Genomic DNA, 22,504 nt, shown 5'->3' with positions numbered 1-22,504 from the left:
AAGGAGCGCGATGCGGAATCAGGGGATTGGCTCGTGGCCCGCGCGCCGGGCCCGCATGACGCCCGAACGGGTGGCGGTGACGTACCGGGGACACGATCGCACGTACCGTGAGCTGAGCGAGCGGACGTACCGGCTGGCCTCGGCGCTGGGTGTGGGGCGCGGCGAGCGGGTCGCCTTCCTCGGGGTCAACCAGCCCGCGACGGTGGAGACGTTCTTCGCGGCGGGGCTGGTCGGAGCCGTGTTCGTGCCGCTCAACGCCCGGCTGGCCAGGCCGGAGCTGCGGTTCATCCTGGAGGACGCGCAGGCGTCCGTCCTCGTGCTGGGCGAGGAGCAGGACGGGGAGGGGCTGCCGGGCCGGCACATCAGGGCCGCCGACTACGAGGCGCTGCTCGCCTCCGGCTCGCCCGAGCCGATCGACGAGCCGGTGCGCCAGGACGACGTGTGCCTGATCATGTACACGTCCGGGACCACGGGACGCCCCAAGGGGGCCATGCTCACCCACGCCAACCTGACCTGGAACACCTTCAACCTGCTGGTCGACGTGCCGCTCGCGCACGACGAGGTCACGCTGGTCAGCGCGCCGCTGTTCCACATCGCGGCGCTGGCCCAGACGCTGGTGCCGACCGTGCTCAAGGGCGGCCGGGTCGTCCTGGAGCCCTCCTTCGACGCGGACCGGACGTTCGACCTGATCGAGGCGGAGCGGGTGACGGTGATGTTCGGGGTGCCGTCGATGTTCGGCTTCCTCACGCGCTCGCCGCGCTGGGCGGGGGCCGATCTGTCGAGCCTGCGGCACCTGCTGTGCGGGGGCGCGCCGGTGCCCGAGCCGCTGATCCGGATCTACCAGGATCGGGGGCTGACGTTCCTGCAGGGGTACGGCATGACCGAGACGGCGCCCGGCGCCCTCTTCCTCGGGCCCGAGCACTCGATCGCCAAGGCGGGCTCGGCCGGGGTGCCGTGCTTCTTCTCCGACGTGCGGCTGGTCGCGCCCGACGGCGCCCCGGCGGGCCCCGGCGAGCCGGGCGAGGTGTACGTACAGGGGCCCAACGTCATGGCCGGCTACTGGCGGCGGCCGGAGGAGACCGCGAAGGTGCTGTCGGCGGACGGCTGGTTCCGCTCGGGCGACGTCGGCGTCGCCGACGAGGACGGTTACGTGCGCATCTCCGACCGGCTCAAGGACGTGATCATCTCCGGGGGCGAGAACATCTATCCGGCCGAGGTGGAGAGCGTCCTGTTCGGGCACGACGCGGTCGCCGAGTGCGCGGTGATCGGCGTGCCGGACGACACGTGGGGCGAGGTGGGCAAGGCGCTGGTCGTGCCCGCGCCGGATGCCGAGGTCGAGCCCGGCGAACTGCTGGCGTACCTGGACGGCCGCCTGGCCCGTTTCAAAATCCCGAAATATCTGGAATTCGTCCCTGAACTGCCGAAGAACGCGGCGGGCAAGCTGCTCAAAGCCCACCTCAGACGGCTCTACGGGCACAACCTCCACGACCACAGGAGATGATCTGCGATGCGCACCTCGCCGCCGTTCCGCGCGGACCACGTCGGCAGCCTGCTCCGCCCGCCCGCGCTGCTCCGCGCCCGCGAGACCTTCACGGGCGACGCGCTGCGGGAGGCTGAGGACGCGGCCATCAGAGAGGTCGTACGCCGCCAGGAGGAGATCGGGCTGCAGAGCGCCACCGACGGCGAGTTCCGGCGGGCCTCGTGGCACATGGACTTCATCTACCGGCTCGGCGGCATCGGCCAGGCCACCGACGAGCACATCACGGTGCGCTTCCACAACGAGCAGGGTGACATCGAGTTCACCCCGGCGGCGCTGCGCGTGCACGAGCGGATCCGGCTGAACGAGCCCGTCTTCGCCGACGACTTCACGTTCCTGCGCGACACCGTCACCAGCCGTAACAGCGGGGTCGTGCCGAAGCTGACCATCCCCTCGCCGAGCATGGTCCACTACCGGGGCGGGCCGGCGGCCATCGACCCCGAGGTCTACCCGGACGTGGAGGAGTTCTGGCGGGACCTGAGCGCGGCCTACGCCGAGCAGGTGCGCAGGATCGGCGCGCTGGGGTGCACGTACCTGCAGTTCGACGACACGAGCCTGGCGTACCTGAACGATCCGGCCCAGCGGGCGGAGCTGAGCTCGCGTGGCGACGACGCCGAGCACATGCATCTGCGCTACATCAAGCAGATCAACGCCGCCCTGGCCGCCAAGCCCGGCGGGATGACCATCACCACGCACATGTGCCGGGGGAACTTCCGCTCCTCCTGGGCCGCCTCGGGCGGCTACGACTACGTGGCGGAGGCGCTGTTCGGCGAGCTGAAGGTGGACGGGTTCTTCCTGGAGTACGACGACGAGCGGTCCGGGGGCTTCGAGCCGCTGCGCTTCGTGCCGCCCGGGAAGATGGTGGTGCTGGGGCTGGTCACGACCAAGCGGGGCGAGCTGGAGTCGAAGGACACGCTCAAGCGGCGGATCGACGAGGCCGCCAAGTTCGTCGACCTCGACCAGATCTGCCTGTCGCCTCAGTGCGGGTTCTCCTCCACGGTCGAGGGCAACCAGCTCACGGCCGACGAGCAGTTCGCCAAGCTCCGCCTGATCGTCGAGACGGCCCAGGAGGTCTGGGGCTGAGCGGGGACGGCGGGCCGTGCGTGACGGGAGCCCGGGCCGGCACCTGCCCCGGGCTCCCGCGGTCCCGCTATCGGATGACGATCGTGGTGAGCGCCCGGGGCTGCAGCGTCACCGTGCGGCCCGTCACCGGGGACGGGGAGAGCGAGTTGGCGCCGTCCGTGAGGTACGCGGTCGCCCGCCCGCGCACGCCCTGCCAGGTGACGGGCGCGGTGCCCGTGTTGAGCACCTCGACGACCCGCGAGCCGTCCGGGTTGCGGAACGCGGAGACCTTCAGCGCCGGATCCGCCGCCGCCGCGTCCAGCCGGATCGCCCCCGGCCGGATGAACCTGCTGTACGCCGCCAGCGCCCACAGCCGCTTCGACACGTGATACGTCTTCGCCACGTCGTCGAGCTGCAGCAGCGCCCGGGTCGCGCCGCGCGAGCCGCCCAGCCAGTAGACGTAGCCGCTGACGTTCCCCAGCGTGAGCGCGTCGTGCACGGCCCGCGCGATGGCGAAGCCGTCGTAGCCGCTGCCGTCGTCCCAGTTCTCGTTCCAGGTGCTGCCGTTCGGGTTCCACTCCGACATCCAGGTCCTCCTGGTCGTCGGCAGCGGGCCGTCCACGGGGCTGGCGTACGTGTGCCCGGTGTGGGTCTTCACCCAGCGGCGGGCCTCGGGGTCGGCCTCGATCGCGGCCGTGTACGCCTTCGCCTGGTTCCAGCCGAACGAGTCGCAGCAGACCACGTGCACGCCCTTGGCCACCGGGCCGAGCACCTTGGCGAACTGGGCGGCCTGCTCCGGGGTGAAGCGCATGGAGGCGTACGTGGCCGTCCAGTCGGGCTCGTTCGTGAACCCCAGGTCGGTGATCTTGATGCCTTCCCTCGCGTAGAACTTCGTGTAGGCCACCAGGTAGTTCGCGTACGCCTGCTGCCACTCCGGCTTCAGCGTGCCGCCGCCCTTGTCGTCGCCGTTGTCCTTCATGTAGCCGGGCGCGCTCCAGGCGTCGGCGAAGAACCGCTTCACGCCGTACGCCTGAGCCGCCTTGGCCACCCACACCTGGCTGTTGTCGTCGCCGTCCCACTCGTACTCGGGCGGGGCGTCCGGGCCGCCGGGGTCCTCGGGCTGGATCGACACCATGTGGTCGTACGGACTTCCGGCGGGGGAGGAGCCGATGCCGAGCCGCAGGATGCTGAGCCCGGCGCCCTTCTCCCGGTCGAACCACAGGTCCAGGACCTCGCGCTGCTGCGACTCCGGCAGCGCTTTGAGCAGCTCGTTGCGCCGGAACGCCTGGGAGATGCCGAAGCCGTCGATCTCCTGGTGCCTGACGTGCTCGTTCACGGTGATGGCGGGGGGCTGGGAGGGATTCACCGCAGGGAGGCCGAGCAGGGCGACCGCGACGACTCCACGAAACATGACGCCTCCGAAAGTTTCGGAATTGTATCGATATGTTTCACCGATATCGCCGGAACCGTAAGCGGTCGAGGGGCCTCCCGTCAACAGGTGATCAGCCTTCAGCGCCCCCGGGTCTTCGACCGGCCGGGGTCCAGGTGCTCCGCCGCCCCGCGCTCGCGGGCCGGGGCCTGAGGGACCCGGCCCGTTCGGGGTCAGCGGGCGAAGGTGATGGTGCGGCCGGGTTTGACGCGGTCCGCCTGGTACGTCACCTGGTCGATTGAGATGCCCTTCGGGTCCACCAGGACGATGGTGTCGCCGTCGTTGTCCAGCCGCACCCCGCCGTCCAGCGTCACCCGCAGCGCGGCGCCGCCGTCGATGCTGCCGGTCAAGGGATTGCGGCCGCCGGCGGCGTCCGACAGGGTCCAGCCCTCCAGGTCGATCGGGGTCGCGGTGAGGTTCAGCAGGGTGACCGTCTCGTGGCCGCGATCGGCGCCCGCCGGGTCGGGGAGGGCCGCCACGATCAGCAGGTCCCCGGCCGCGACCAGCGGCGGTGGCTTGACGACGGTGCCCGGCGGCGCCGGGTCCGGGGCGATGATGAAGTCCTCCGGCCACACCGTCAGCTGGATCTGCTGCCCGGCCCCCTTGACCACGTCGTGCAGGTTGCCGCGTTCGAGCTTGCCGAGCAGGAACACCTCGTCGTCCCGGTTGACCGGGTCCGCGCGCAGCCAGGCGTCGAAGCCGTCGAAGTCCGTGAAACCCGCCGCGAAGTACGGCACGAGGCGCCGGAACAGCTTCGGCCACATCACCAGGAGCTCGGCATCCGCCAGGCCGGTGACGGTGGCGGCGCCGTTGGGGTCGGCGGTCGAGCCGGGCCAGATGCCGGCGGCCTTGCGCCTGGCCGCCTGCGACACCTCCGCCAGGTGCGTCCGCAGCTCCGCCGGCAGCGTCGCGTAGAACGCCGGATAGACCAGCCCCCCGGCCAGCAGCGTGCCGTTGACGGACGCGTCCGCGAGCGGCGGGTCCAGGAACACCGAGGCCCCGTCGGCCCCCGGATGGTCACCCGCGTAGGCGAACCCGATCAGCCGGCCGTTCGCGTCGACCCCGTTCGTGAGCACGTGCCCGCGGATGGAGTCCTGGTCCGCCGACCGCACCTTGTTCGGCAGGTCGTCCCAGTACCGCACGTTCGTGAACCCGAGGAGGCGCAGCAGCTCGTCCCTGGCCGCGTCGGCCCCGGCCAGTTGCTGGTGCGTCTCCTCGAAGTGGGTCTCCAGCGCGTCGATGGCCTCCAGGCGTACGGAGACGCCGCGGCGGTTGATCTTCGGCGGGTGGCCGGAGCGCCGCGGCAGCGCCTCCACCAGCGCGGGCGAGTCGGGCAGGAACTTCACGGTGTCGCCGTCGGGCTCGGGACCCTGCCGCGGGAGATCCGCGTACCGGATCACAAAGTTCCCGCGTAAAAGCGTGTAAGTCATGGATTGCCCCCCATCTTGTGGCGAGCGGAGCGTAACCCGCGCACCGGACGGCGTCCATGGGGCGTGCGGCCGGTCAGTCGAGGCAGAACTCGTTGCCCTCGGGGTCGGCCATCATGATGTGACCGCCGCCGAGCGGGGGAGCGGGCTCGTGGCGCTGGAGCCGGGTGGCGCCGTGGGAGACGAGCCGCTCGGCCTCCGCCTCCAGGGCCGCCATCCGCGCGTCGCCCTCCAGCCCGGGGGCGGCCCGCACATCGAGGTGCACGCGGTTCTTGACCTGCTTGCCCTCCGGCACCCGCTGGAAGAACAGCCGCGGCCCGGAGCCGTCGGGGTCGATCACCGCCGAGGCGTCGTTGCGGCGCTCGGGCGGCACGCCCATCGCCTCCAGGGCCTGCTCCCACGACTCGAAGCCCTTGGGCGGGTCCTGCAGCCGGTAACCGAGGGCCTCGGCCCAGAACGCGGCCACCCGGGCCGGGTCGGCGCAGTCGAAGGTGATCTGTACGTCGCGGGCCATCTCAGCTCGCCTTCCCTTGGGTGTGCAGGTAGAGGTCGCGGAGCAGGCACACCTCCGACAGGTGGTGGATCAGCTCGCGGTTGATGTGCAGCACGAGCGCCCCCAGCGGATACTCGGCGTACGGACCCTCCGCCGGCCCGCACGGGCGGGCGAGGCCGGCTTCGCCGAGGGACTCGACCCCGGCCAGCCAGGTGGCGTACTCCGCGTCGAGCTGGGCCAGCGCCGCGTCCGCGGTCCCGGCGTACTCGAACGACCGGTAGTCGGTGGGCGTGCGGCCGAAGTGCGAGGCGTTGCGCATCGCGAGCACGCCGACGATGACATGGGCGAGCCGCCAGGCGATCGTCGTGAACGCCGGCGGGTCGGGCGTCGGTATCGCGAAGTCGATTGTCATCGCGCCGGACCCGGCCCGCACCGGTGCGTCGCCGGTGCCGCGCGGGCGCACGTTCCAGCAGCCGGGCGCCGGCTCCCAGAAGTATTCGTCATCGGTGAGCCCGTCGAGGCGATCGCGCAGCTGATGGGTCCAGTGCCAGGCGATCTGATCTCGGAGCAGTGGATTCCAGGTCTGGTCGGTCATGGGTTCAGTCTTGCCTGAATAGCGGACAGGATCGTTCCGTGATGTGTGGAACGATGAGCGCGTGACTGTCGAGGCGACGACCGAGCGGGTCCTGCGGCTGCTGGGGCTGCTGCAGCGCCGCCCGTCCTGGACCGCCACCGAGCTGGCCGCCGAGCTGGGGGTGACCGATCGTTCGGTGCGCCGCGACGTGGAGCGGTTGCGCGCGCTCGGCTACCCCGTGCACGCGACGGCGGGCGTGGGCGGCGGCTACCAGCTCGGCGCGGGCACCCGGCTGCCGCCGCTGCTCCTCGACGACGAGGAGGCGATAGCGACGGCGGTGTCCCTGCGGCTGGCGTCGGGGGGCACGGTCGCCGGGACGGGCGAGGCGGCGCTGCGGGCGCTGGCCAAGCTCGACCAGGTGATGCCGCCCCGGCTGCGAGCCGAGGTGCGGGCGGTGTACGGCGCCACCGAGACCCTGGTCGGCCCCGGGGTCGAGATCGACGCGGAGGTGCTGGTGACGCTCGCGCGGGCCTGCCGCGACGCCGTACGGGTGCGGTTCCGGTACGCCGGTCGCGACGGCGGGGAGCGCGAGCGCGCGGTCGAGCCGGTGCGGATGGTCTCCACCGGCCGCCGCTGGTATCTGATGGCCTGGGACGTCGACCGCGACGACTGGCGCACGTTCCGGCTGGACCGGATGCGCGAGGTGGTGGCGACGACCTGGCGCTTCCGGGCGCGGGAGCATCCGGACCCGGTCGCCTACGTGCAGCGGTCCGTGACCGAGGCGCCGTACCGGTACGTGGCCCGGGTGCGGCTACGCGCCCGGCCCGACCAGGTGCGGGAACTGGTGCCGCCCCAGGTGGGGCGGGTCGAGGACGATCGCGACGGGTGGTGCGTGCTCGTCGCCGGCGGGGAGGACCTCGACTGGCTCGCCGTGCACGTGGCCCGGCTGGGCTTCGAGGCGGTGGTGCTGGAGCCGGCGGAGCTGCGGGATGCCGTCGCCCGGCTCGCCCGCCGCCTCGCGGCGATGGCCGGGCCCGGTGAGGACGACCGGCGCCGACTGCTGTAGATCCGGCGAGGCCGCAGGCCGCGACGGAGTCGCAAACGCCAGGGGTTCCTCGCTTGATGAGGCTGAAACGGGGATTCAGCCGAGACGGGACTGGAGGCCGTCGAGCACCCGCTGGAGTCCGTAGTCGAAGCCGTCCTGGTTGGCCTCGGAGGAGACCTGGCCGCGCTGCGCGGCGTACCGGGCGCGCAGGCGCGGGTAGTCCTGGACGGCCCGCTCGGCCGCCGGCCACAGGCGCTCCACCCACTCCTGCTCGGTCTGACCGCTGCGGGCGATCATGGACAGGACCGCGGCCTCGCTGGTGGAGACCCCCAGCACGTACGCGATGAGCGTGCTCATCGCGTGGTCGGCCTCGTCGAGCGGGAAGCCGGCGGTCTCGAAGACGCCGAGCATGTGCTCCGTCTGCCGCAGCATGTTGGGCCCCAGGTAGGCCAGCCCCATCTCGCCAAGCTTGGCCGCGATCCAGGGGTGGCGCAGGATCGTGGCGCGCAGGCCGTGGGCGACGCGCTCGATGGTCGCCCGCCACCGGGTGGCGTCGGCCTCCTCGGGCAGCGGCAGCTCGCCGTAGACCGCGTCCACGGCGAGCTCGATCAGCTCGTCCTTGTTGGCCACGTGCCGGTAGAGCGAGGTCGCCCCGGCGTTGAGCCGGCTGCCGAGGCGGCGCATGCTCAGGGCGTCGATGCCCTCCTCGTCGAGCAGCCGGACGGCCTCGGCCACGATCTGCTCGCGGCTCAGCGCCGGCTGCTCCCGCTCGCGGCGGGGCCGCGCCCACACCGAGGCAATGGGCTGCTCGTCTTTCGCCATGTCACTCACCATAGCGCACATTGTACGCATGTGCGCACGGTGTCAGCGTCGGTGCTTCCGCCTGCGGTCGCGCTGCTGGGGACGGTGGCCGGTGTGGCCGGTGTGGCCGGTGTGGCCAGTGGGGGCGGGGCCGTAGCCGATGGCGCCCATCATGCCCTGCTCCTGGTGGTACAGGTTGTGGCAGTGGAACATCCACTCGCCGGGGTTGTCGGCGAACACGTCCAGATGCAGGCGCTGGCGCGGCTTGATGTTCACGGTGTCCTTGCGCGGCCCGCGCCCGTCGGGCAGGCGCAGCTGGAAGGTGTGGCCGTGCAGGTGCATCGGGTGCCACATGGGCGACTGGTTGTCCATGACCAGCCGGACCGTCTCCCCCCGGTCCACGCGCAGTCGCAGATGGTCGCTCGCGACCTTGTCGTTCATCGTCCACTCGTTGCCGGACGGGCGCATGCCGAGCGTCACGGTGATGGACCTGGACGGGCGGGGGAGATCGAGGGACGACGGGGCCTGCAGGTCCTGATAGGCCAGCATCCGTTCGGTCAGCTCCGGCACCTGGACGTCACTGGCCGGCGGGGCCGCCCGGCGACTCGTCCGCACGACCGCGAACGCCCGCCCCCGCTTCCCCTCCGCCAGCGCGACCAGCGGGAACGCGCCCGAGTCGAGCCGGGCCAGGAAGTCGTAGCGCTCGCCCATGCCGATGATGAACGTGTCCACCTTCACGGGCCGGCACGGGAACCCGTCGGTGTGGGTGACGGTCATGGTGTGCCCGCCGAGCGCCACGCGGAAGGCGGTGTCGGAGGCCGCGTTGATCACCCGGAACCTGACCGTGCGGCCCGGCGCGGTGCTGAAGCTCGCGGGGGCGTCGGGCGTCCGGCCGTTGACCAGGTAGAGCGGGTGCACCATCTCCGCGGCCACACCGCCGAGCGCCTCGCTGCGCAGGGTGTCGTCGTGGTCGGTGGACGCGTTCAGCCGCGCCAGGGCGTCGTCGGGAGTGCCGTCGATGCCGTCCAGCCAGTCGTCGAGCACGACGGTGAACTCCTCGTCGTACCCGAGCGGCTCCCGCGGGTCGCCCACGATCAGCGTGCCGTACAGGCCGCGGTCGGGCTGGGTGCCGACGTGCGAATGGTAGAAGTACGTGCCGGCGTCGGGCACGGTGAAGTCGTAGTCGAACGTCTTGCCGGGCTGGGTCGCCTCCTGGCTGAACCCGGGCGCGCCGTCCATGGGGAAGTCGAGCCTGATGCCGTGCCAGTGCACGGTGGTCGCCGCGGGCAGCTCGTTGACCAGCCGCGCGCGGACCCGCTCGCCGGCCATGACCCTGATCTGCGGGCCCGGGACCTCGTCGTTGTAGGTCCAGGTGCGCACCGTGCGCTTCCCCAGGGAGACCGTCGTGGGCCGGGCCCGCAGCAGTATCCCCCGGGCCCGCTGCGCCGCCGCCGCGGGCGGCGCGCCCAGCAGGGGGACCGCGCCGGCCAGCGCACTGGCGAATGTCCCGGTGACGAACCTCCGACGGGAAACCCGCCCGCCGGCACCCCACGAACGCGACCAACTACCCACGACACCTCTCCCTTCGTCCACCAGGCGAGATTACGGAGGGTAACGGGCTAAAACCCCTCGCCACGCCGACGGGGATCTCTAGTGGGGGCGCTGGTGGCCGAACCGGACCGGCTTGGAGCCGCCCAGCCGCGCCTTCGGGTCGGTCATCGCCTGCGGCGGGGCCGGGCGCTCGTCCGCCGGCTCGATGGCCGGCTCGGCTCCCTCGGCCTCCGCGATCCGGCGGACGAGCCGCTCCCGCAGCTCGGCCGCGACCCCGGCGTGCGAGGGGAATCCGGCCAGGTTGGCCAGCTCGTGCGGGTCGTTCTCCAGGTCGTACAGGGCCTGCTCCCGGTAGCGGGCGGCGGCCGGGTCGTCCCACGGGTGGGCGTCCTCGGCGACGGCGTAGTACTTCCAGCGCGACGTGCGGATGCCGCGCCCCACCTCCGACTCGCTCACCTGGAAGAACACCTCCTCGGGCCACGCCGCCCGGGAGTCGCTGACCAGCGGGAGGAACGAGCGGCCCTGCATCGAGCCGGGGACGGGCAGTCCGGCGGCCTCCAGCAGCGTGGGCGGCAGGTCGATGGTGCTGACCGGGCGGGAGATCGCGCCGCCGCCGTCGAAGCCGGGGCCGCGCAGCGCCAGCGGCACGCGGAGCGAGGCGTCGTGGCACGAGCGCTTGTACTCGCCGTTGCGGGTCTTGAAGTGGTTGCCGTGGTCGGAGGTGTACGCCACGATCGTGTCGTCCAGCAGGTCCATGCTGCGCAGCGCGTCCAGCAGCCGCCCGAGGCCCTCGTCCAGGCGCTTGACCTGCCCCAGGTAGCCGCCCATGTGCTGGTGGGCGGTGCCGCCGAGGGCGGCCAGGTCCGGCGGCATCCAGCGGCCCTGGTAGCGCTCCTCGTAGCCGTCGGGCGCCGGGTAGTTGTCCACCTCGTTCTGGTGGTGCGGCTCCAGGAACGACAGGAACAGGAAGAACGGCTCCTCGTGGTGGTCGGCGACGTACCTGATGGCCGCGTCCACGATGGCGTCGGAGCGGTAGCCGGGCAGCAGCACGGGGTCGTTCGCCTCGTCGTAGACGATCGTGCGGTAGGCGTCCGAGGTGTGCTCCAGCGCGTTCGCGGCCAGCCACGACCGGTAGCCGCCGCGCTGGTCCGGCGGGACCGGCTCGCTGCCGCCGAGGTGCCACTTGCCGATGTAGCCGGTGGCGTAGCCGGCCGCGCCGAAGTGGTGGGCCAGCGTGCGCTCCTCGGGCGGCAGCACGCGGCCGTTGCGATAGACGCCGGTCGTGGTCGGGTAGCGGCCCGTCTGCAGCGCGGCGCGAGCGGGCGCGCACACCGGCTGCGGGGTGAGCGCGACCGTGGCCTGAGTGCCGTGCCTGGCCATCCTGTCGAGGTTGGGGGTGAAGGGGCCGACGGTGTCCCACCGCTGCTGGTCGGTGAAGACGACGATCACGTTCGGACGCAAGAAAAGGGCTCCTTAGCTATTTGAGGCCGGTCAGCGCGATGCCGCGCACGAAGTATCGCTGGGTGAAGACGAACAGGACGGCGGTGGGGACGAAGAGGATCACCGAGCCCGCGGCCGTGAGGTGCCACAACGTGAAGTACTCCTGGTTGAACAGGGTGAGCCCGACGGGGATGGTCCGCATCTCGGGCGTCGTAGTGGCGACCAGCGGCCAGAGGAACTCGTTCCACTGGAAGACGAACGTGAACAGCCCGAGCACGGCCAGCGCGGGCCGCGTCTGCGGCAGGATGATCCGCCGGTAGATGCCCAGCTCGGAGGCCCCGTCGATGCGGGCCGCGCTGATCAGGTCGTCGGGGATGGGCTGGATGAACTGCCGCATGAGGAAGATCCCGAACGCGTCCATGAGGAAGGGCGCGATCAACCCCTGGTACGTGTTGAGCCACCCCATGTTGGCCATGAGCACGTACAGCGGGATCATCCGCACGAAGAACGGCACCATGAGCGTGGCCAGCAGCGCCACGAACAAGGTGTTGCGCAGCGGGAAGCGGAACTTGGCGAACACGTACCCGACCAGCGGGTCGAAGATCAGGTGAGCCAGCGTGATGGCGCCGGCCACGACGAGGCTGTTGACGATGAAGTTCCCGAACGGCGCGCGGGCGAACAGCTCGGCGTAGTTCCCCCACTGCGGCGACCCGGGCCAGAGCACGGCCTCCGCCGACAGCGTCTCGGCCTCGGTCTGGAGCGACAGCGACAGCATGTACAGGAGCGGCAGCACCATGACGAGCGAGGCCGGCCCGAGCAGGAGGTAGAGCAGCGTGCGGCGCATCAGTACACGACCTCTCCGCGCCGCCCCGCCCGGAGCTGGACCAGCGTGAACGCCACGATCACGATCAGCAGCAGCACCGACTGCGCCGAGGAGTAGCCGAAGTCCCTGGTGCGGAAGGCCACGTTGAAGATGTGGAAGACGGACAGGTCGGTGGCGTCGCCGGGCCCGCCGCCCGTGATGATGTACGCCTGCCCGAACGCCTGCAGCCCCGAGATCACCGCCATCACCGACACGAACAGCGTCGTGGGCGCCAGGAGCGGCAGCGTGATACGCCAGAACCGGCGCCACGCGTCCGCCCCGTCGATCTTGGCGGCCTCGTGGTACGTCTCGGGGATGCCCTGCAACCCGGCCAGGAACAGCACCATCGTGTAGCCCACGCTCTGCCACAGCGTCACGGCGGCGATCGTGAGCAGCGGCGCGGTGTTGAGCCACTGCTGCGCGGGCAGCCCGGCCGCGAGCAGCACCCGGTTCAGCACGCCCAGCTCGGGGTCGAGGATGTTGCGCCACAGCAGGCCGACGATCGCCACGGACGTCAGGTACGGCACCAGCAGCAGCACCCGGAACGCCACCCGCCCCTTGAGCGGCTGGTCGAGCGCCATCGCCAGGGCCAGCCCGAGCACGATCGAGCCGGCCACCACGGCCACCGCGAAGGCCGCCGTGACCAGGAACGAGTGCCGCACCGCCGGGTCGGCCAGGGCCTGCGCGTAGTTGCCCAGCCCGGCCCACTGGTCGGCCTGCGGCCCGGTGCGCAGGCTGGTGGCCACGACGTTGCCGATCGGCAGGTAGAAGAAGGCCGCGAAGAACAGGATGGCGGGCAGGAGGAACAGGTAGGCGGTCCGCGCGTAACGGCCGGAGAGCGTGCGGGGCCTCACCGCAGGAAGCCCTCCGCCGACTCGGTGAACGCCGCGAGCGCCTCGGCGGCCGGCCGGTTCTGGATGAGCACCTGCTGGTACATGACCTTGAGCTGCTCCTCCCACTTGCCGAGCTGCCCGGTGAGCCGCACCTGCTGGGAGGAGTCCTTGGCGTATGAGAGGGCGTCGGCGAAGACCTTGGTGACCTCGTTCGACTCCACCTCGGGCAGCTTCGTCCAGGAGACGCGCGGCATGAGCATGCCGGTCTCCTTGGTGGCGGCCTGCTCGACCTCGATGGCGGTGATGCGCTTGATGAAGTCCCACGACAGGTCGGGCCTGGCGGCCTTGGCGGGCACGAACATGCTGACCCCGGCCGCCTGGGTGGCCTGCGCCCTGTGCTTGAGCGGCGGCGCGACGCCGAGCTCGATGTCGGGGCTGGTCTTCCTGATCGGGTCCAGGTCCCAGGGGCCCGTGAAGATCATCGCGGCGCGCTTGGCCGAGAACAGCTTCTGCGGGCCCGAGTAGTCGGTGCCCGACACCGGCACCGGGGCGACTTTGTGCTTGTGGACCAGGTCGGCCTGGAACTGCAGGGCGGCGACCGCGTCCGCGACCGGCGTCATGACCTTGCCGGTCGACGGGTCGTAGGGGGTGACGCCGGCCTGGGTCAGCCAGGGCCAGAGGTAGGTGTGGTCCTGGTTGAGCGCGACGCCGTACACGCCGTCCTTGGTCAGCTTCTTGGCGGCGGCCAGGAACTCCTCCCAGGTCGTCGGCGCCTCCACCCCGGCGTCCCTGAGCATGGCCTTGTTGTAGAAGAGCGTGTTGCAGGTCAGGTGGAGCTGCACGCCGTACACCTTGTCCTGGTACGAGTTGCGCTCCACGGTGACGGGCTGCCAGTCGGAGGGGAAGCCCATCGCCTGGCCGTCGCGGTCGACGTAGTCCTGCAGCGAGCGGGCGTTGCCGGACACGGCGAACTCCTGCACCCACCCGCCGGGCTCCTCCACCAGGTCGGGCACGGTCCCGGAGGCGAAGTCGGCGAGCAGCCTGGTGCGCAGGTCGGGCCACTGGTACTTCTGCAGGTTGACCTTGACCTTGTTGGCCTGCTCGAACTCGGCGATCACCTTCCGGTACGCCTGGTAGTCGTGGCCCGCGTTCCAGTAGACGGTGAACGTCCCGGGCGTGGAGGCCTGGGTGGTGGGGGCGCCCGCGCAGGCCGACAGGACGGGCACGGCGGCGGTGGTGACGGCTGTGGCGGCGGTCAGGCGGAGCAGGTCACGGCGAGACAGGGGGGAGGACATCTCGGGGGTTTCCCTTCTACGAAGAGCCCCGTCGCAGGAAGGTCCAGGTGCGGACGATCTCGCGGGCGGGTGGCTGCTCCTCGGCCTGGAGGCGGTCGAAGAGCAGGCGTGCGACGTCGGTGTAGTCGTGGCGGAGCGGGCCGACGGTGCTGAGCTGCGGATTGCTGATGAGACCCTCGTCGATGTTGCCGGCGCCGACGATCGCGACGTCGCCGGGCACGCTGAGCCCGGCGTCCCTGGCGGCCCAGATCGCGCTGATCGCGGCCCGGTCCGAGGCCGCGAAGATCGCGTCGGGGCGGTCGGGCGAGCGCAGCAGCTCGGCGGCGGTCTGGTAGGCCGCCACGCGGTCGTCCGCGCCCGTGGTGATGATCCGCTCGCTCACGCCGTGCCGGTCCAGGGCGGTCGTGTAGCCGAGCAACCGGCCCACGGGCCGCTCCCGGTAGAGCTCGTGGCGGTGGGCCAGGAACGCGATGCGCCGCCGGCCCTGGGCCAGCAGGTGCTCGACCGCCTCCGCGCACGCCTCCGTCTCCGGAGTGCGGACGACGTCGCAGCCCTCCAGCCCGCTCTCGTTGCTCAGGACCACCATCGGCAGCCCGGTGCCGGCCAGCCCGGTGAGCAGGTCGCGGGTGAGATGGTCGCCGACGACGTTGATCAGCGCGCCGTCGGCGATGCCGCCGCGCAGCACGTCGACGGCGGCCTTCGCGCGGGCCTCCGAGTAGACGGCGAGCGTCACCACGGAGTAGCCGCGGGCGTCGGCCATCTCGTGCAGGTCGGTGGCCAGGCGCTCGTCGCTCGGCACGCCGCCGAGCGAGCTCAGCACCAGGCAGATCCGCTGGGTGCGGCGCTTGCGCAGGCTTCTGGCGGCCTGGTTGGGGGTGTAGCCGAGCTGCCTGGCCGCCTCGAGCACCCGCTGCCTGGTCTCGGCGGCCACGGGGCGGTCCCGGCCGCTGAGCACGTAGGAGACGGTCGCCACGGACACGTTCGCCAGCTCGGCCACTTGTCGCGCTGTAGGTCTCATGTTAGTCGTATAACCTAGCATTCCCTATAGAGAAAAAGGGAAATCCCTGGCCTCTGATGTGGATAGGGACGTCAGCGGTTCGGTGGTTCTCACCTGGCTGCTCGATGACGTGTTAATCGATTAGCACCGTATGCCTCGGGCGTCCGCCAGATCAACCCCACGGCTCGGGTTTTCCCTAGGGCTCTCCTGGTGGCGGACGGTCGAGGGCAATCGCTAGCTTGGGTATCCGTGACGCCTCTCTTACCGGGCGACCCGGCGCAACTGGGCGAATACTGGCTGGCGGGCCGGCTGGGCGCGGGCGGGCAGGGGGTCGTGTACGACGCCTACAACGACGTCGGCCGGCGCGTGGCGGTCAAAGTCATCCGCCCGGAGTTCCTGGAGCACGCCGGGGCCCGGGCCGACTTCGTCAAGGAAGTGACGGCCGCGCGGAAGGTGGCCTCGTTCTGCACGGCCCGCATCCTCGACGCCGACCTCGACGGGCCCACGCCGTACATCGTGAGCGAACACATCGAGGGCCTTAGCCTGCGCACGGCCGTCGAGCGGCACGGGCCGTTCGACGCCGACCGGCTGCACCGGCTGGCCGTCGGGGTGGCCACGGCGCTGGCCGCCATCCACGACGCCGACGTGGTGCACCGGGACCTGAAGCCGGGCAACGTGCTGCTCGGGCCCGACGGGCCACGGGTGATCGACTTCGGGCTCGCCAGGACGGGCGAGATGTCGCAGACGACCGAGGGGGAGTTCGCGGCGGGCACGCCGCCGTACATGGCGCCCGAGCGGCTGGCCGGGCAGCGCGGCGGATCCGCCGTGGACGTGTGGGCGTGGGGCGCGGTGATGCTGTACGCGGCCACCGGGCGGCCGCCGTTCTCGGGCGACCTCGCCCTCCTGCGCTACCAGGTGGCCGCCGCGCGGCCCGACTTCGGCGTGCTGGCGCAGCCGCTGCGGCGGCTGGTGGCCGAGGCGATGTCGCCGGACGCGGCGGCCCGCCCGCCGGCGCGTTCGCTGCTGCTCGACCTCATCGCCATGAACAGCGCCGTCGCCGACGGATCGGACGCCTGGCAGGGCGGGCTCTCCGGGCTGCTCAGCAGCGGGAGCCGGGCCGCCGGCGAGGTCCGGCCGCCCGCCGAAGCGGCCGCGCCGTCGCCCGCCGCGCTCGCCGAGGCCGTCTACGGGCGGCTCAGCCCGGAGGACCAGGCGCTCGTCCCCTCGGCCCTGCTGCGCATGGTCCGCTCCGACGAGAGCGCCGACAGCGCGCTCAGGGAGGCGGCTACCCGGGATCTCGTCGATGGCGCCCGGGACCCGGCCGGGGTGGAGCGGGTGCTCCAGGCGTACACGGACGCGGGCCTGCTCGTCCGCAGGGGCGAGTCGATCACGCTGGCGGGGGCGGCGCTGCTGCGGGCGTGGCCGCGCCTGCGGGGCTGGGTCGAGGCCGACCGCGAGGCGCTGACCGTCCACCACGCCCTGAACCGGGCGACCGCCCTGTGGCACACGAACGGCCGCCGCCCCGACGACCTCTACCGGGGCACGGTCCTGGACGAGACCCTCGACTGGGCCGTCAAAGGGCGCGGGCCGCTCCGGCCGAACCTGCGCGAGCAGGCGTTCCTCGACGCCTCCCGCGCGCGCACCCGCGACGTGGCCAGGCGGCGCCGGCGCGTCAGGGGCACGATCGCGACGCTCGTCGCGGTGCTGCTGGCCGCCGTGGGGGTCGTGGTCGCGCAGAACGTGCTGGGCACGCGCCAGCGGGACACGGAGGCCGCCCGCCGGGTGGCCTCGCTCGCGAACCGGACCCGTGCCCGGGACCCGTTGACGGCGCTGCTGCTGAGCGTGGCCGCGTGGCGGATCGCGCCCGTGTCCGAGGCGCGGTCGGCCATGTACGCCTCGCTGGCCCAGCGCGAGCGCTCGGCCTTTCGCCCCGCGCCGGTCTCGGGCTCGGCCCGCTTCGACCTCGGCGACGACGGCACGCGGCTGGCCGTGCTGGACGAGGGCCGGTTCACGCTGTGGGACGTGAGCGCCGGGCGGCCCGGCCGCGCCTTCGGCGGGGTGAGCGGGCCGACGAGCGCGATCACGCTCAGCGCCGACGGCCGCAGGCTGGCCGTGGCCGGCGAGCGGTCGATCTCCGTCTGGGACGTCGAGCGCGGGGTGCGGGTCGCGGAGTTCGGGGCGGGCGCGCAGCGGCTGGCGTTCAGCCCCAGACGGCTGCTGCTGGCGGCCACCACGCCCGAGGGCCGCACGCAGGTGTGGGACCTGACCAGCCGGCGTCCGCTGGACGTCGGCGACGCCCGCGAGGTCGCGTTCTCCGCCGACGACGGCCTGATGGCCGCCACCTTGCCCGGCGGGCGGATCGAGCTGCGCGACTGGCGGGGCGTCCAGGCCCGGCTCCCCGGCGCGGCGCTCGCGTTCGACCCGGCGCGGCGCGAGCTCGCGGTGCGAACCGGCGACGGCGTCCGCTTCTGGGACCTGAACGCGCGGCGCTGGCGAGGGCCGGTGCTCAAGGGGTTCGCGGCCCGCGAGCTGCGCTTCAGCCAGGACGGCCGCTTCCTGGCCGGTTACGACGGGTCGGCCCTCGCGCTCTGGTCGAGGAACGGCACCCGGCTGCTCACCTATCCGGTCGGCGAGCTCGTGCCGGGGCTCCGGCCGGGTCCGGGCACGCTCGCCTTCGGCCTGCTCGACGGCACGGTCGTGACCCTGGACGTCTCCGACCTCACCCGCCCGCGCACGCTGGCGCCCGGAGTCGAGGCCGGGCTGATCGACCCCGCGCGGCGGACGGTGATCGTACGGCGGCAACAGGCCGAGGTCTGGCAGCTGGGCGGGCTGGAACGCCTGGCGGCCCTGCCGGTCTCCCCGGCCGCCATGGCGCTGAGCCCCGGCGGCACCCTCCTGGCCGTGGGGACGGCAGGTCCCGCGCGGGTGACGCTCTGGAACCTGACGACGGGCACGAAGGACCGGACGATCCCCGTCCAGGGCGCCAGCGAGGTGGGCGGGCTCGCGTTCAGCCCGGACGGCACGACGCTGGCGGTGGCCCCCTTCCAGGAGACCGTCACCCCGCCCGCGAACAACTGGCGCGACGTCCAGCTCTGGGACGTCCGCCGCGGGGTCAGGACCCGGACGCTGGGCGTCCCCGGCGGCTCCGGCCTGGTCTTCCGCCCCGACGGGCGGGAGCTGGCGGTGAACGGCGTGGACGGCGCGCTCGTGTCGCTGGACACGGCCGCGGCCGTCACCAGGCCGTTCGGAGAGAGCGCGGACGGCGTGCGGGCCATCGCGTACAGCCCGGACAGCAGGGTCGTCGCCACCGGCGCGCTGGCCGCCGGGGTGACCCTCTGGAGCGCCGCCGACCGGCGGCAGCTGGCCCACCTGCCGCTCAAGGGGTTCGGGGCGGTGGACGTGCTGGCGTTCTCGCCCGACGGGCGGACGCTGGCCGTCGGCGGCTCGAACCGCGTCCAGCTCTGGGACGTCACCGAACGCGCGCCGCTCGGCGCGCCCATCGTGTACCCGGCGGGCGAGGTGGTCACGCTGGCCTTCGACGCCGGCGAGCTGCTCACCCTGCGGACCGACGGCACGCTCGGCGGTCAGCCCGCCACCTCCGGCGGCGTGACCGCCGCTCTGTGCGCCAGGGCCGGGCGCTCGCTCTCCCGGAGCGACTGGGAACGGCTCATCCCCGGCACTCCCTACCGCGAGATCTGCTGACAGGAGGAGACATGCAGCCCGCACCCGAGATCGTCGCCATCGAGGTGACGCCGCAGCCGGTCGTCCTGGACACCGGCGAGGTCGCGCTCCGGATCGAGGCGTCCACCGTGAACGCCACCCGGTTGCGCGGCCGGCTGCTGAGCCCGGACGGGACGTCCGTGCCGCTCGACTTCACAGCCCAGCCGCCGCCGTGCAACTGGCTGGCCACGCACACGCTCCGGCCGGCCGACCGGGAGGGGACGTGGCGGGTCGAGGCACGGGCCGGCCGGGCGGTGGCCGGGTACGAGTTCGACGTCGACCGGCGCGGGACGAAGGCCGAGGCGCGGTTCGAGTCCTTCGACGCGGAGCCCCGCCAGGTCCCCAGAGGCGACCTGGTACGGCTCCTCGGCCGGGTGGAGCTGGTCAAGAACGGCGCCTCCGGTCCGGGGGCGCGCCTCCCCGTCGAGATCACGTTCCAGGAGCAGGAGACGTGCGGCCGGCGCCGGTTCGCCGAGGCGGTCACCGACGACCTCGGCCGGTTCTCCGCGCAGGCGCCCGTCATGGAGAGCGGCGAGTGGCGGGCCGAGGTCCGCAGCGGTCCCGAGGTGATCGGGGTGTTGAGCGCGCCGGTGTTCGTGGAGGCGACGGCCGAGCAGAAATTCGCGACGCGACTCGACTACGAGGTGCTGCGGGCGGGCGGCAACACCGTGCACTCGGGACGGCTGCGCGGCAAGCCGGGCTCGTCCTGGCAGGGGCTGGGGAACCAGCGCATCTGGGTCTTCTACCGCAAGCCGGGCGCGCCGTCCGGAGCGTTCAACTCGGTCAACAAGAGCACTTTGACCCGGGACAGCCCGATCCTCAGCAAGGGCCGCTTCGAGGTCCGCACCGGGTCGAAGAACGGGGGCGCGTGGCGGGTGGAGTACTTCGGCACCAACCTGGCGGCGGGCGCAGTGAGCGCGGCCAGGCCCGCGCCGTGACCGTCATCGAGGATCCGCGAAGATGGGAAGCGCGTAAGCGGCTCAGATGACAGCGAAACGGGGAACCCGCATGTCCATAGACCTCCAGTCCACCGGCACGTTCGCCATCGGTGACAAGACCGTCCACCGGCTCGGTTTCGGGGCCATGAGTCTCACCGGGCCCGGGGTCTGGGGGCCGCCGCGCGATCACGACGAGGCCGTGCGGGTGCTGCGCCGGGCCGTCGAGCTGGGCGTCGATCTCATCGACACCGCCGACTCCTACGGGCCGTACGTCAGCGAGGAGATCATCCGGGAGGCGCTGCACCCGTACCCGGAGCGGCTCCTGATCGCGACCAAGGCCGGGTTCGTGCGGACGGGGCCGGGGCAGTGGGTGGTCGTGGGGCGGCCCGCGTACCTGCGGCAGGAGGTCGAGATGAGCCTGCGGCGGCTCGGGGTGGAGCGGATCGACCTGCTCCAGCTGCACCGCATCGACCCGGAGGTGCCGCTGGAGGACCAGCTCGGCGAGCTGAAGGCGCTGCGGGACGAGGGCAAGATCGGCAGCGTCGGCCTGTCGGAGGTGAGCGTCGAGGAGTTGGAGCGGGCGCGGCGCATCGTCGAGATCGTCACCGTGCAGAATCGCTACAGCCTCACCAACGCGTTCTCGGAGGACGTGCTGGTGCACTGTGAGGAGCAGGGGATCGGGTTCATCCCCTTCAGCCCCATCGCCAAGGGCGCACTGGCGGTGCCCGGCAGCCCCGTGGACGACGTCGCCAAGGCCGTCGGGGCCACGCCCGCGCAGGTCAGCCTGGCCTGGCTGCTGGCCCGCTCGCCGGTGGTGATGCCGATTCCCGGCACCTCCTCGGTGGCCCACCTGGAGGAGAACCTCGCCGCCTCCACCGTGAGGCTGACGGCCGAGCAGGTGGGCGAGCTGACCGCCGCCGCCCGTTGACGGGCCCCCTGCTCGCGCAGGGGGCCCGCCGGGTCCGGATCAGCCCAGGCCGGACTTCATGGCCGTGAGCAGCTCGGCGTTCGTGGTGTCGCCGCTGAGCTCCCAGAAGAACGCGCCGCCGAGGCCCTGGTTCTTCGAGTAGCTCATCTTGCCGCCGATCGTGCTCGGCGTGTCATAGCTCCACCACTGGCCGCCGCAGTACGCGTACGCCGTGCCCGCGACCGTGCCGGTGGACGGGCAGCGGGTCTTGAGCACCTTGTAGTCCTCGATGCCCTGCTCGTACGTGCCCGGCGCGGGCCCCGTCGCCGTGCCGCCGGGCGCGGCCTGCGTGACCCCGCTCCAGCCGCGGCCGTAGAAGCCGATGCCGAGCAGCAGCTTGCCGGCCGGCACGCCCTTGCTCTTGAGCTTCTGGATCGCGGCGTCGGAGTAGAAGCCCGGGGTCGGGATCCCGGTGTAGGAGGTGAGCGGCGAGTGCGGGGCGGTCGGGCCCTGCGGTGCGAAGGCGCCGAAGTAGTCGTACGTCATGACGTTGTACCAGTCGACGTACTGCGCGGCGCCGGCGTAGTCGGCCGCGTCGATCTTGCCGCCGTTCGTGCCGTCGGCGGTGATGGCCGCGGTGACCAGGTTGCCGGAGCCGAAGCGCGTGCGCAGCGCCGACATGACGTTCCTGAACGCCGCCGGGCCGCTGGAGTCGCAGGTGAGGCCGCAGGCGTTCGGGTACTCCCAGTCGATGTCGATGCCGTCGAACACGTCCGCCCAGCGCGGGTCCTCGACCAGGTTGTAGCAGGAGTTGGCGAAGGCCGTCGGGTTCTGCGCGGCCTGGGTGAAGCCGCCGGACCAGGTCCAGCCGCCGAAGGAGAACAGCACCTTCAGGTTCGGGTACTTCTTCTTGAGCTTGCGCAGCTGGTTGAAGCTGCCGCGCAGCGCGCCGGTGTCCCACGTGTCGGCCACGCCGTCCACGCTCTCGCCCGCCTGGTAGAAGCGGTCGTAGTCGGCGTAGCTGTCGCCGATCGTGCACTGGCCGTTCTGCACGTTGCCGAACGCGTAGTTGATGTGGGTCAGCTTGGCCGCGGAGCCGCTCGTGTCGATGTTCTTGACGTGGTATCCGCGCTGGTAGACGCCCCACTGCACGAAGTAGCCGAGCACCTTGTTCCCGCCGCCTCCGCCGCCCGTCGTGGTGGCGGTGATGGAGTTGCTGTTGGCGGAGCGGTTGCCGGCGGCGTCGCGGGCGCGGACGGTGTAGCTGTAGGCGGTGTTGGCGGCCAGTCCGGTGTCGGTGTGGGTGGTGCCGGTGACGGTGGTGATGAGGGTGCCGCCTCGGTAGATCTCGTAGCCGGTGACGGCGACGTTGTCGGTGGAGGCGTTCCAGGCGAGGGAGACGCTGCTGCCGGTGACGCCGGTCGAGCGCAGGTTGCCGGGCACCGATGGGGCGGTGGTGTCGGTGCCGCCGCCGCCCGTCGTGGTGGCGGTGACGGTGTTGCTGTTGGCGGAGCGGTTGCCGGCGGCGTCGCGGGCGCGGACGGTGTAGCTGTAGGCGGTGTTGGCGGCCAGTCCGGTGTCGGTGTGGGTGGT

The 22,504-nt window shown here is 72.1% G+C and carries 18 protein-coding genes; 6 read left to right on the top strand and 12 right to left on the bottom strand.

Features of this window, described 5'->3' with window-relative positions; genetic code table 11:
* Positions 1–10 precede the first annotated feature (10 nt).
* Together ACIBQ1_RS05585 and ACIBQ1_RS05580 are read left to right on the top strand one after the other, a co-directional pair.
* Positions 11–1,501: a long-chain fatty acid--CoA ligase gene (locus ACIBQ1_RS05585; protein ID WP_397274792.1), complete on the top strand. Its 1,491-nt coding sequence runs from the start codon at positions 11–13 to the stop codon at positions 1,499–1,501.
* Positions 1,502–1,507: 6 nt separating this feature from the next.
* Positions 1,508–2,620 (top strand): 5-methyltetrahydropteroyltriglutamate--homocysteine S-methyltransferase, encoded by a 1,113-nt coding sequence (locus ACIBQ1_RS05580; RefSeq protein ID WP_397274791.1) that lies wholly within the window; start codon positions 1,508–1,510, stop codon positions 2,618–2,620.
* A gap of 67 nt (positions 2,621–2,687) precedes the next feature.
* Here ACIBQ1_RS05580 and ACIBQ1_RS05575 read toward each other — a convergent pair whose 3' ends face one another.
* The 4 genes from ACIBQ1_RS05575 to ACIBQ1_RS05560 all read right to left on the bottom strand — a co-directional run bounded on the left by ACIBQ1_RS05575 (position 2,688) and on the right by ACIBQ1_RS05560 (position 6,543).
* Positions 2,688–4,010 (bottom strand): glycoside hydrolase, encoded by a 1,323-nt coding sequence (locus tag ACIBQ1_RS05575; protein ID WP_397274790.1) that lies wholly within the window; start codon positions 4,008–4,010, stop codon positions 2,688–2,690.
* Between the two features lie 191 nt (positions 4,011–4,201).
* Positions 4,202–5,458, bottom strand: a complete 1,257-nt coding sequence (locus ACIBQ1_RS05570) for a lamin tail domain-containing protein (protein ID WP_397274789.1) — start codon at positions 5,456–5,458, stop codon at positions 4,202–4,204.
* A 73-nt stretch (positions 5,459–5,531) separates the two neighbouring features.
* Positions 5,532–5,969, bottom strand: coding sequence for a VOC family protein (locus ACIBQ1_RS05565; protein WP_397274788.1), 438 nt, complete (start codon positions 5,967–5,969; stop codon positions 5,532–5,534).
* Between the two features lies 1 nt (position 5,970).
* On the bottom strand, positions 5,971–6,543 hold the full coding sequence (locus ACIBQ1_RS05560) for a DinB family protein (RefSeq protein WP_397274787.1): 573 nt from the start codon (positions 6,541–6,543) through the stop codon (positions 5,971–5,973).
* A 61-nt stretch (positions 6,544–6,604) separates the two neighbouring features.
* Here ACIBQ1_RS05560 and ACIBQ1_RS05555 point away from each other — a divergent pair, with 61 nt between their 5' ends.
* A complete protein-coding gene (locus tag ACIBQ1_RS05555) occupies positions 6,605–7,588 on the top strand; it encodes a helix-turn-helix transcriptional regulator (protein WP_397274786.1) in 984 nt (327 codons plus the stop codon).
* Between the two features lie 75 nt (positions 7,589–7,663).
* Here ACIBQ1_RS05555 and ACIBQ1_RS05550 read toward each other — a convergent pair whose 3' ends face one another.
* The 7 genes from ACIBQ1_RS05550 to ACIBQ1_RS05520 all read right to left on the bottom strand — a co-directional run bounded on the left by ACIBQ1_RS05550 (position 7,664) and on the right by ACIBQ1_RS05520 (position 15,367).
* Positions 7,664–8,389, bottom strand: coding sequence for a TetR/AcrR family transcriptional regulator (locus ACIBQ1_RS05550; protein ID WP_397274785.1), 726 nt, complete (start codon positions 8,387–8,389; stop codon positions 7,664–7,666).
* 42 nt (positions 8,390–8,431) lie between these two features.
* Complete coding sequence (locus ACIBQ1_RS05545; RefSeq protein WP_397274784.1) at positions 8,432–9,940, bottom strand: multicopper oxidase family protein; 1,509 nt, start codon at positions 9,938–9,940, stop codon at positions 8,432–8,434.
* A gap of 78 nt (positions 9,941–10,018) precedes the next feature.
* Positions 10,019–11,380 (bottom strand): sulfatase-like hydrolase/transferase, encoded by a 1,362-nt coding sequence (locus ACIBQ1_RS05540; protein WP_397274783.1) that lies wholly within the window; start codon positions 11,378–11,380, stop codon positions 10,019–10,021.
* 16 nt (positions 11,381–11,396) lie between these two features.
* On the bottom strand, positions 11,397–12,203 hold the full coding sequence (locus ACIBQ1_RS05535; protein ID WP_397274782.1) for a carbohydrate ABC transporter permease: 807 nt from the start codon (positions 12,201–12,203) through the stop codon (positions 11,397–11,399).
* Complete coding sequence (locus ACIBQ1_RS05530) at positions 12,203–13,075, bottom strand: carbohydrate ABC transporter permease (RefSeq protein WP_397274781.1); 873 nt, start codon at positions 13,073–13,075, stop codon at positions 12,203–12,205. The genes ACIBQ1_RS05535 and ACIBQ1_RS05530 overlap by 1 nt, the downstream gene beginning before the upstream one ends.
* Positions 13,072–14,349: an extracellular solute-binding protein gene (locus ACIBQ1_RS05525; RefSeq protein ID WP_397274780.1), complete on the bottom strand. Its 1,278-nt coding sequence runs from the start codon at positions 14,347–14,349 to the stop codon at positions 13,072–13,074. Before ACIBQ1_RS05525 ends, ACIBQ1_RS05530 begins: the two co-directional genes overlap by 4 nt.
* Before the next feature lie 16 nt (positions 14,350–14,365).
* On the bottom strand, positions 14,366–15,367 hold the full coding sequence (locus tag ACIBQ1_RS05520) for a LacI family DNA-binding transcriptional regulator (RefSeq protein ID WP_397274779.1): 1,002 nt from the start codon (positions 15,365–15,367) through the stop codon (positions 14,366–14,368).
* A gap of 228 nt (positions 15,368–15,595) precedes the next feature.
* On the opposite strand from ACIBQ1_RS05520, the gene ACIBQ1_RS05515 reads away from it, so the two are divergent.
* The 3 genes from ACIBQ1_RS05515 (at position 15,596) to ACIBQ1_RS05505 (ending at position 20,932) form a co-directional block, all read left to right on the top strand.
* Complete coding sequence (locus ACIBQ1_RS05515) at positions 15,596–19,048, top strand: protein kinase (protein ID WP_397274778.1); 3,453 nt, start codon at positions 15,596–15,598, stop codon at positions 19,046–19,048.
* 11 nt (positions 19,049–19,059) lie between these two features.
* A complete protein-coding gene (locus ACIBQ1_RS05510; protein ID WP_397274777.1) occupies positions 19,060–20,004 on the top strand; it encodes a hypothetical protein in 945 nt (314 codons plus the stop codon).
* A 70-nt stretch (positions 20,005–20,074) separates the two neighbouring features.
* On the top strand, positions 20,075–20,932 hold the full coding sequence (locus ACIBQ1_RS05505; protein ID WP_397274776.1) for an aldo/keto reductase: 858 nt from the start codon (positions 20,075–20,077) through the stop codon (positions 20,930–20,932).
* Positions 20,933–20,971: 39 nt separating this feature from the next.
* On the opposite strand, the gene ACIBQ1_RS05500 is transcribed toward ACIBQ1_RS05505, so the two are convergent.
* Entirely contained in the window at positions 20,972–22,483 is a 1,512-nt protein-coding gene (locus ACIBQ1_RS05500) for a glycosyl hydrolase family 18 protein (RefSeq protein WP_397275537.1), read from the bottom strand.
* Positions 22,484–22,504 lie beyond the last annotated feature (21 nt).

Source organism: Nonomuraea sp. NPDC050153, assembly GCF_044460125.1.
GTDB lineage: Bacteria > Actinomycetota > Actinomycetes > Streptosporangiales > Streptosporangiaceae > Nonomuraea.
The sequence above is the reverse complement of the archived record's forward strand: the minus strand, read 5'-3'. Positions and strand labels throughout refer to the sequence as shown.

Coding starts and splice junctions, on each gene's coding strand:
- ACIBQ1_RS05560 (WP_397274787.1), bottom strand. CDS start 6,543: ATGACCGACCAGACCTGGAATCCACTGCTCCGAGATCAGATCGCCTGG.
- ACIBQ1_RS05575 (WP_397274790.1), bottom strand. CDS start 4,010: ATGTTTCGTGGAGTCGTCGCGGTCGCCCTGCTCGGCCTCCCTGCGGTG.
- ACIBQ1_RS05565 (WP_397274788.1), bottom strand. CDS start 5,969: ATGGCCCGCGACGTACAGATCACCTTCGACTGCGCCGACCCGGCCCGG.
- ACIBQ1_RS05570 (WP_397274789.1), bottom strand. CDS start 5,458: ATGACTTACACGCTTTTACGCGGGAACTTTGTGATCCGGTACGCGGAT.
- ACIBQ1_RS05525 (WP_397274780.1), bottom strand. CDS start 14,349: ATGTCCTCCCCCCTGTCTCGCCGTGACCTGCTCCGCCTGACCGCCGCC.
- ACIBQ1_RS05510 (WP_397274777.1), top strand. CDS start 19,060: ATGCAGCCCGCACCCGAGATCGTCGCCATCGAGGTGACGCCGCAGCCG.
- ACIBQ1_RS05535 (WP_397274782.1), bottom strand. CDS start 12,203: ATGCGCCGCACGCTGCTCTACCTCCTGCTCGGGCCGGCCTCGCTCGTC.
- ACIBQ1_RS05585 (WP_397274792.1), top strand. CDS start 11: ATGCGGAATCAGGGGATTGGCTCGTGGCCCGCGCGCCGGGCCCGCATG.
- ACIBQ1_RS05520 (WP_397274779.1), bottom strand. CDS start 15,367: ATGAGACCTACAGCGCGACAAGTGGCCGAGCTGGCGAACGTGTCCGTG.
- ACIBQ1_RS05550 (WP_397274785.1), bottom strand. CDS start 8,389: ATGGCGAAAGACGAGCAGCCCATTGCCTCGGTGTGGGCGCGGCCCCGC.
- ACIBQ1_RS05580 (WP_397274791.1), top strand. CDS start 1,508: ATGCGCACCTCGCCGCCGTTCCGCGCGGACCACGTCGGCAGCCTGCTC.
- ACIBQ1_RS05505 (WP_397274776.1), top strand. CDS start 20,075: ATGTCCATAGACCTCCAGTCCACCGGCACGTTCGCCATCGGTGACAAG.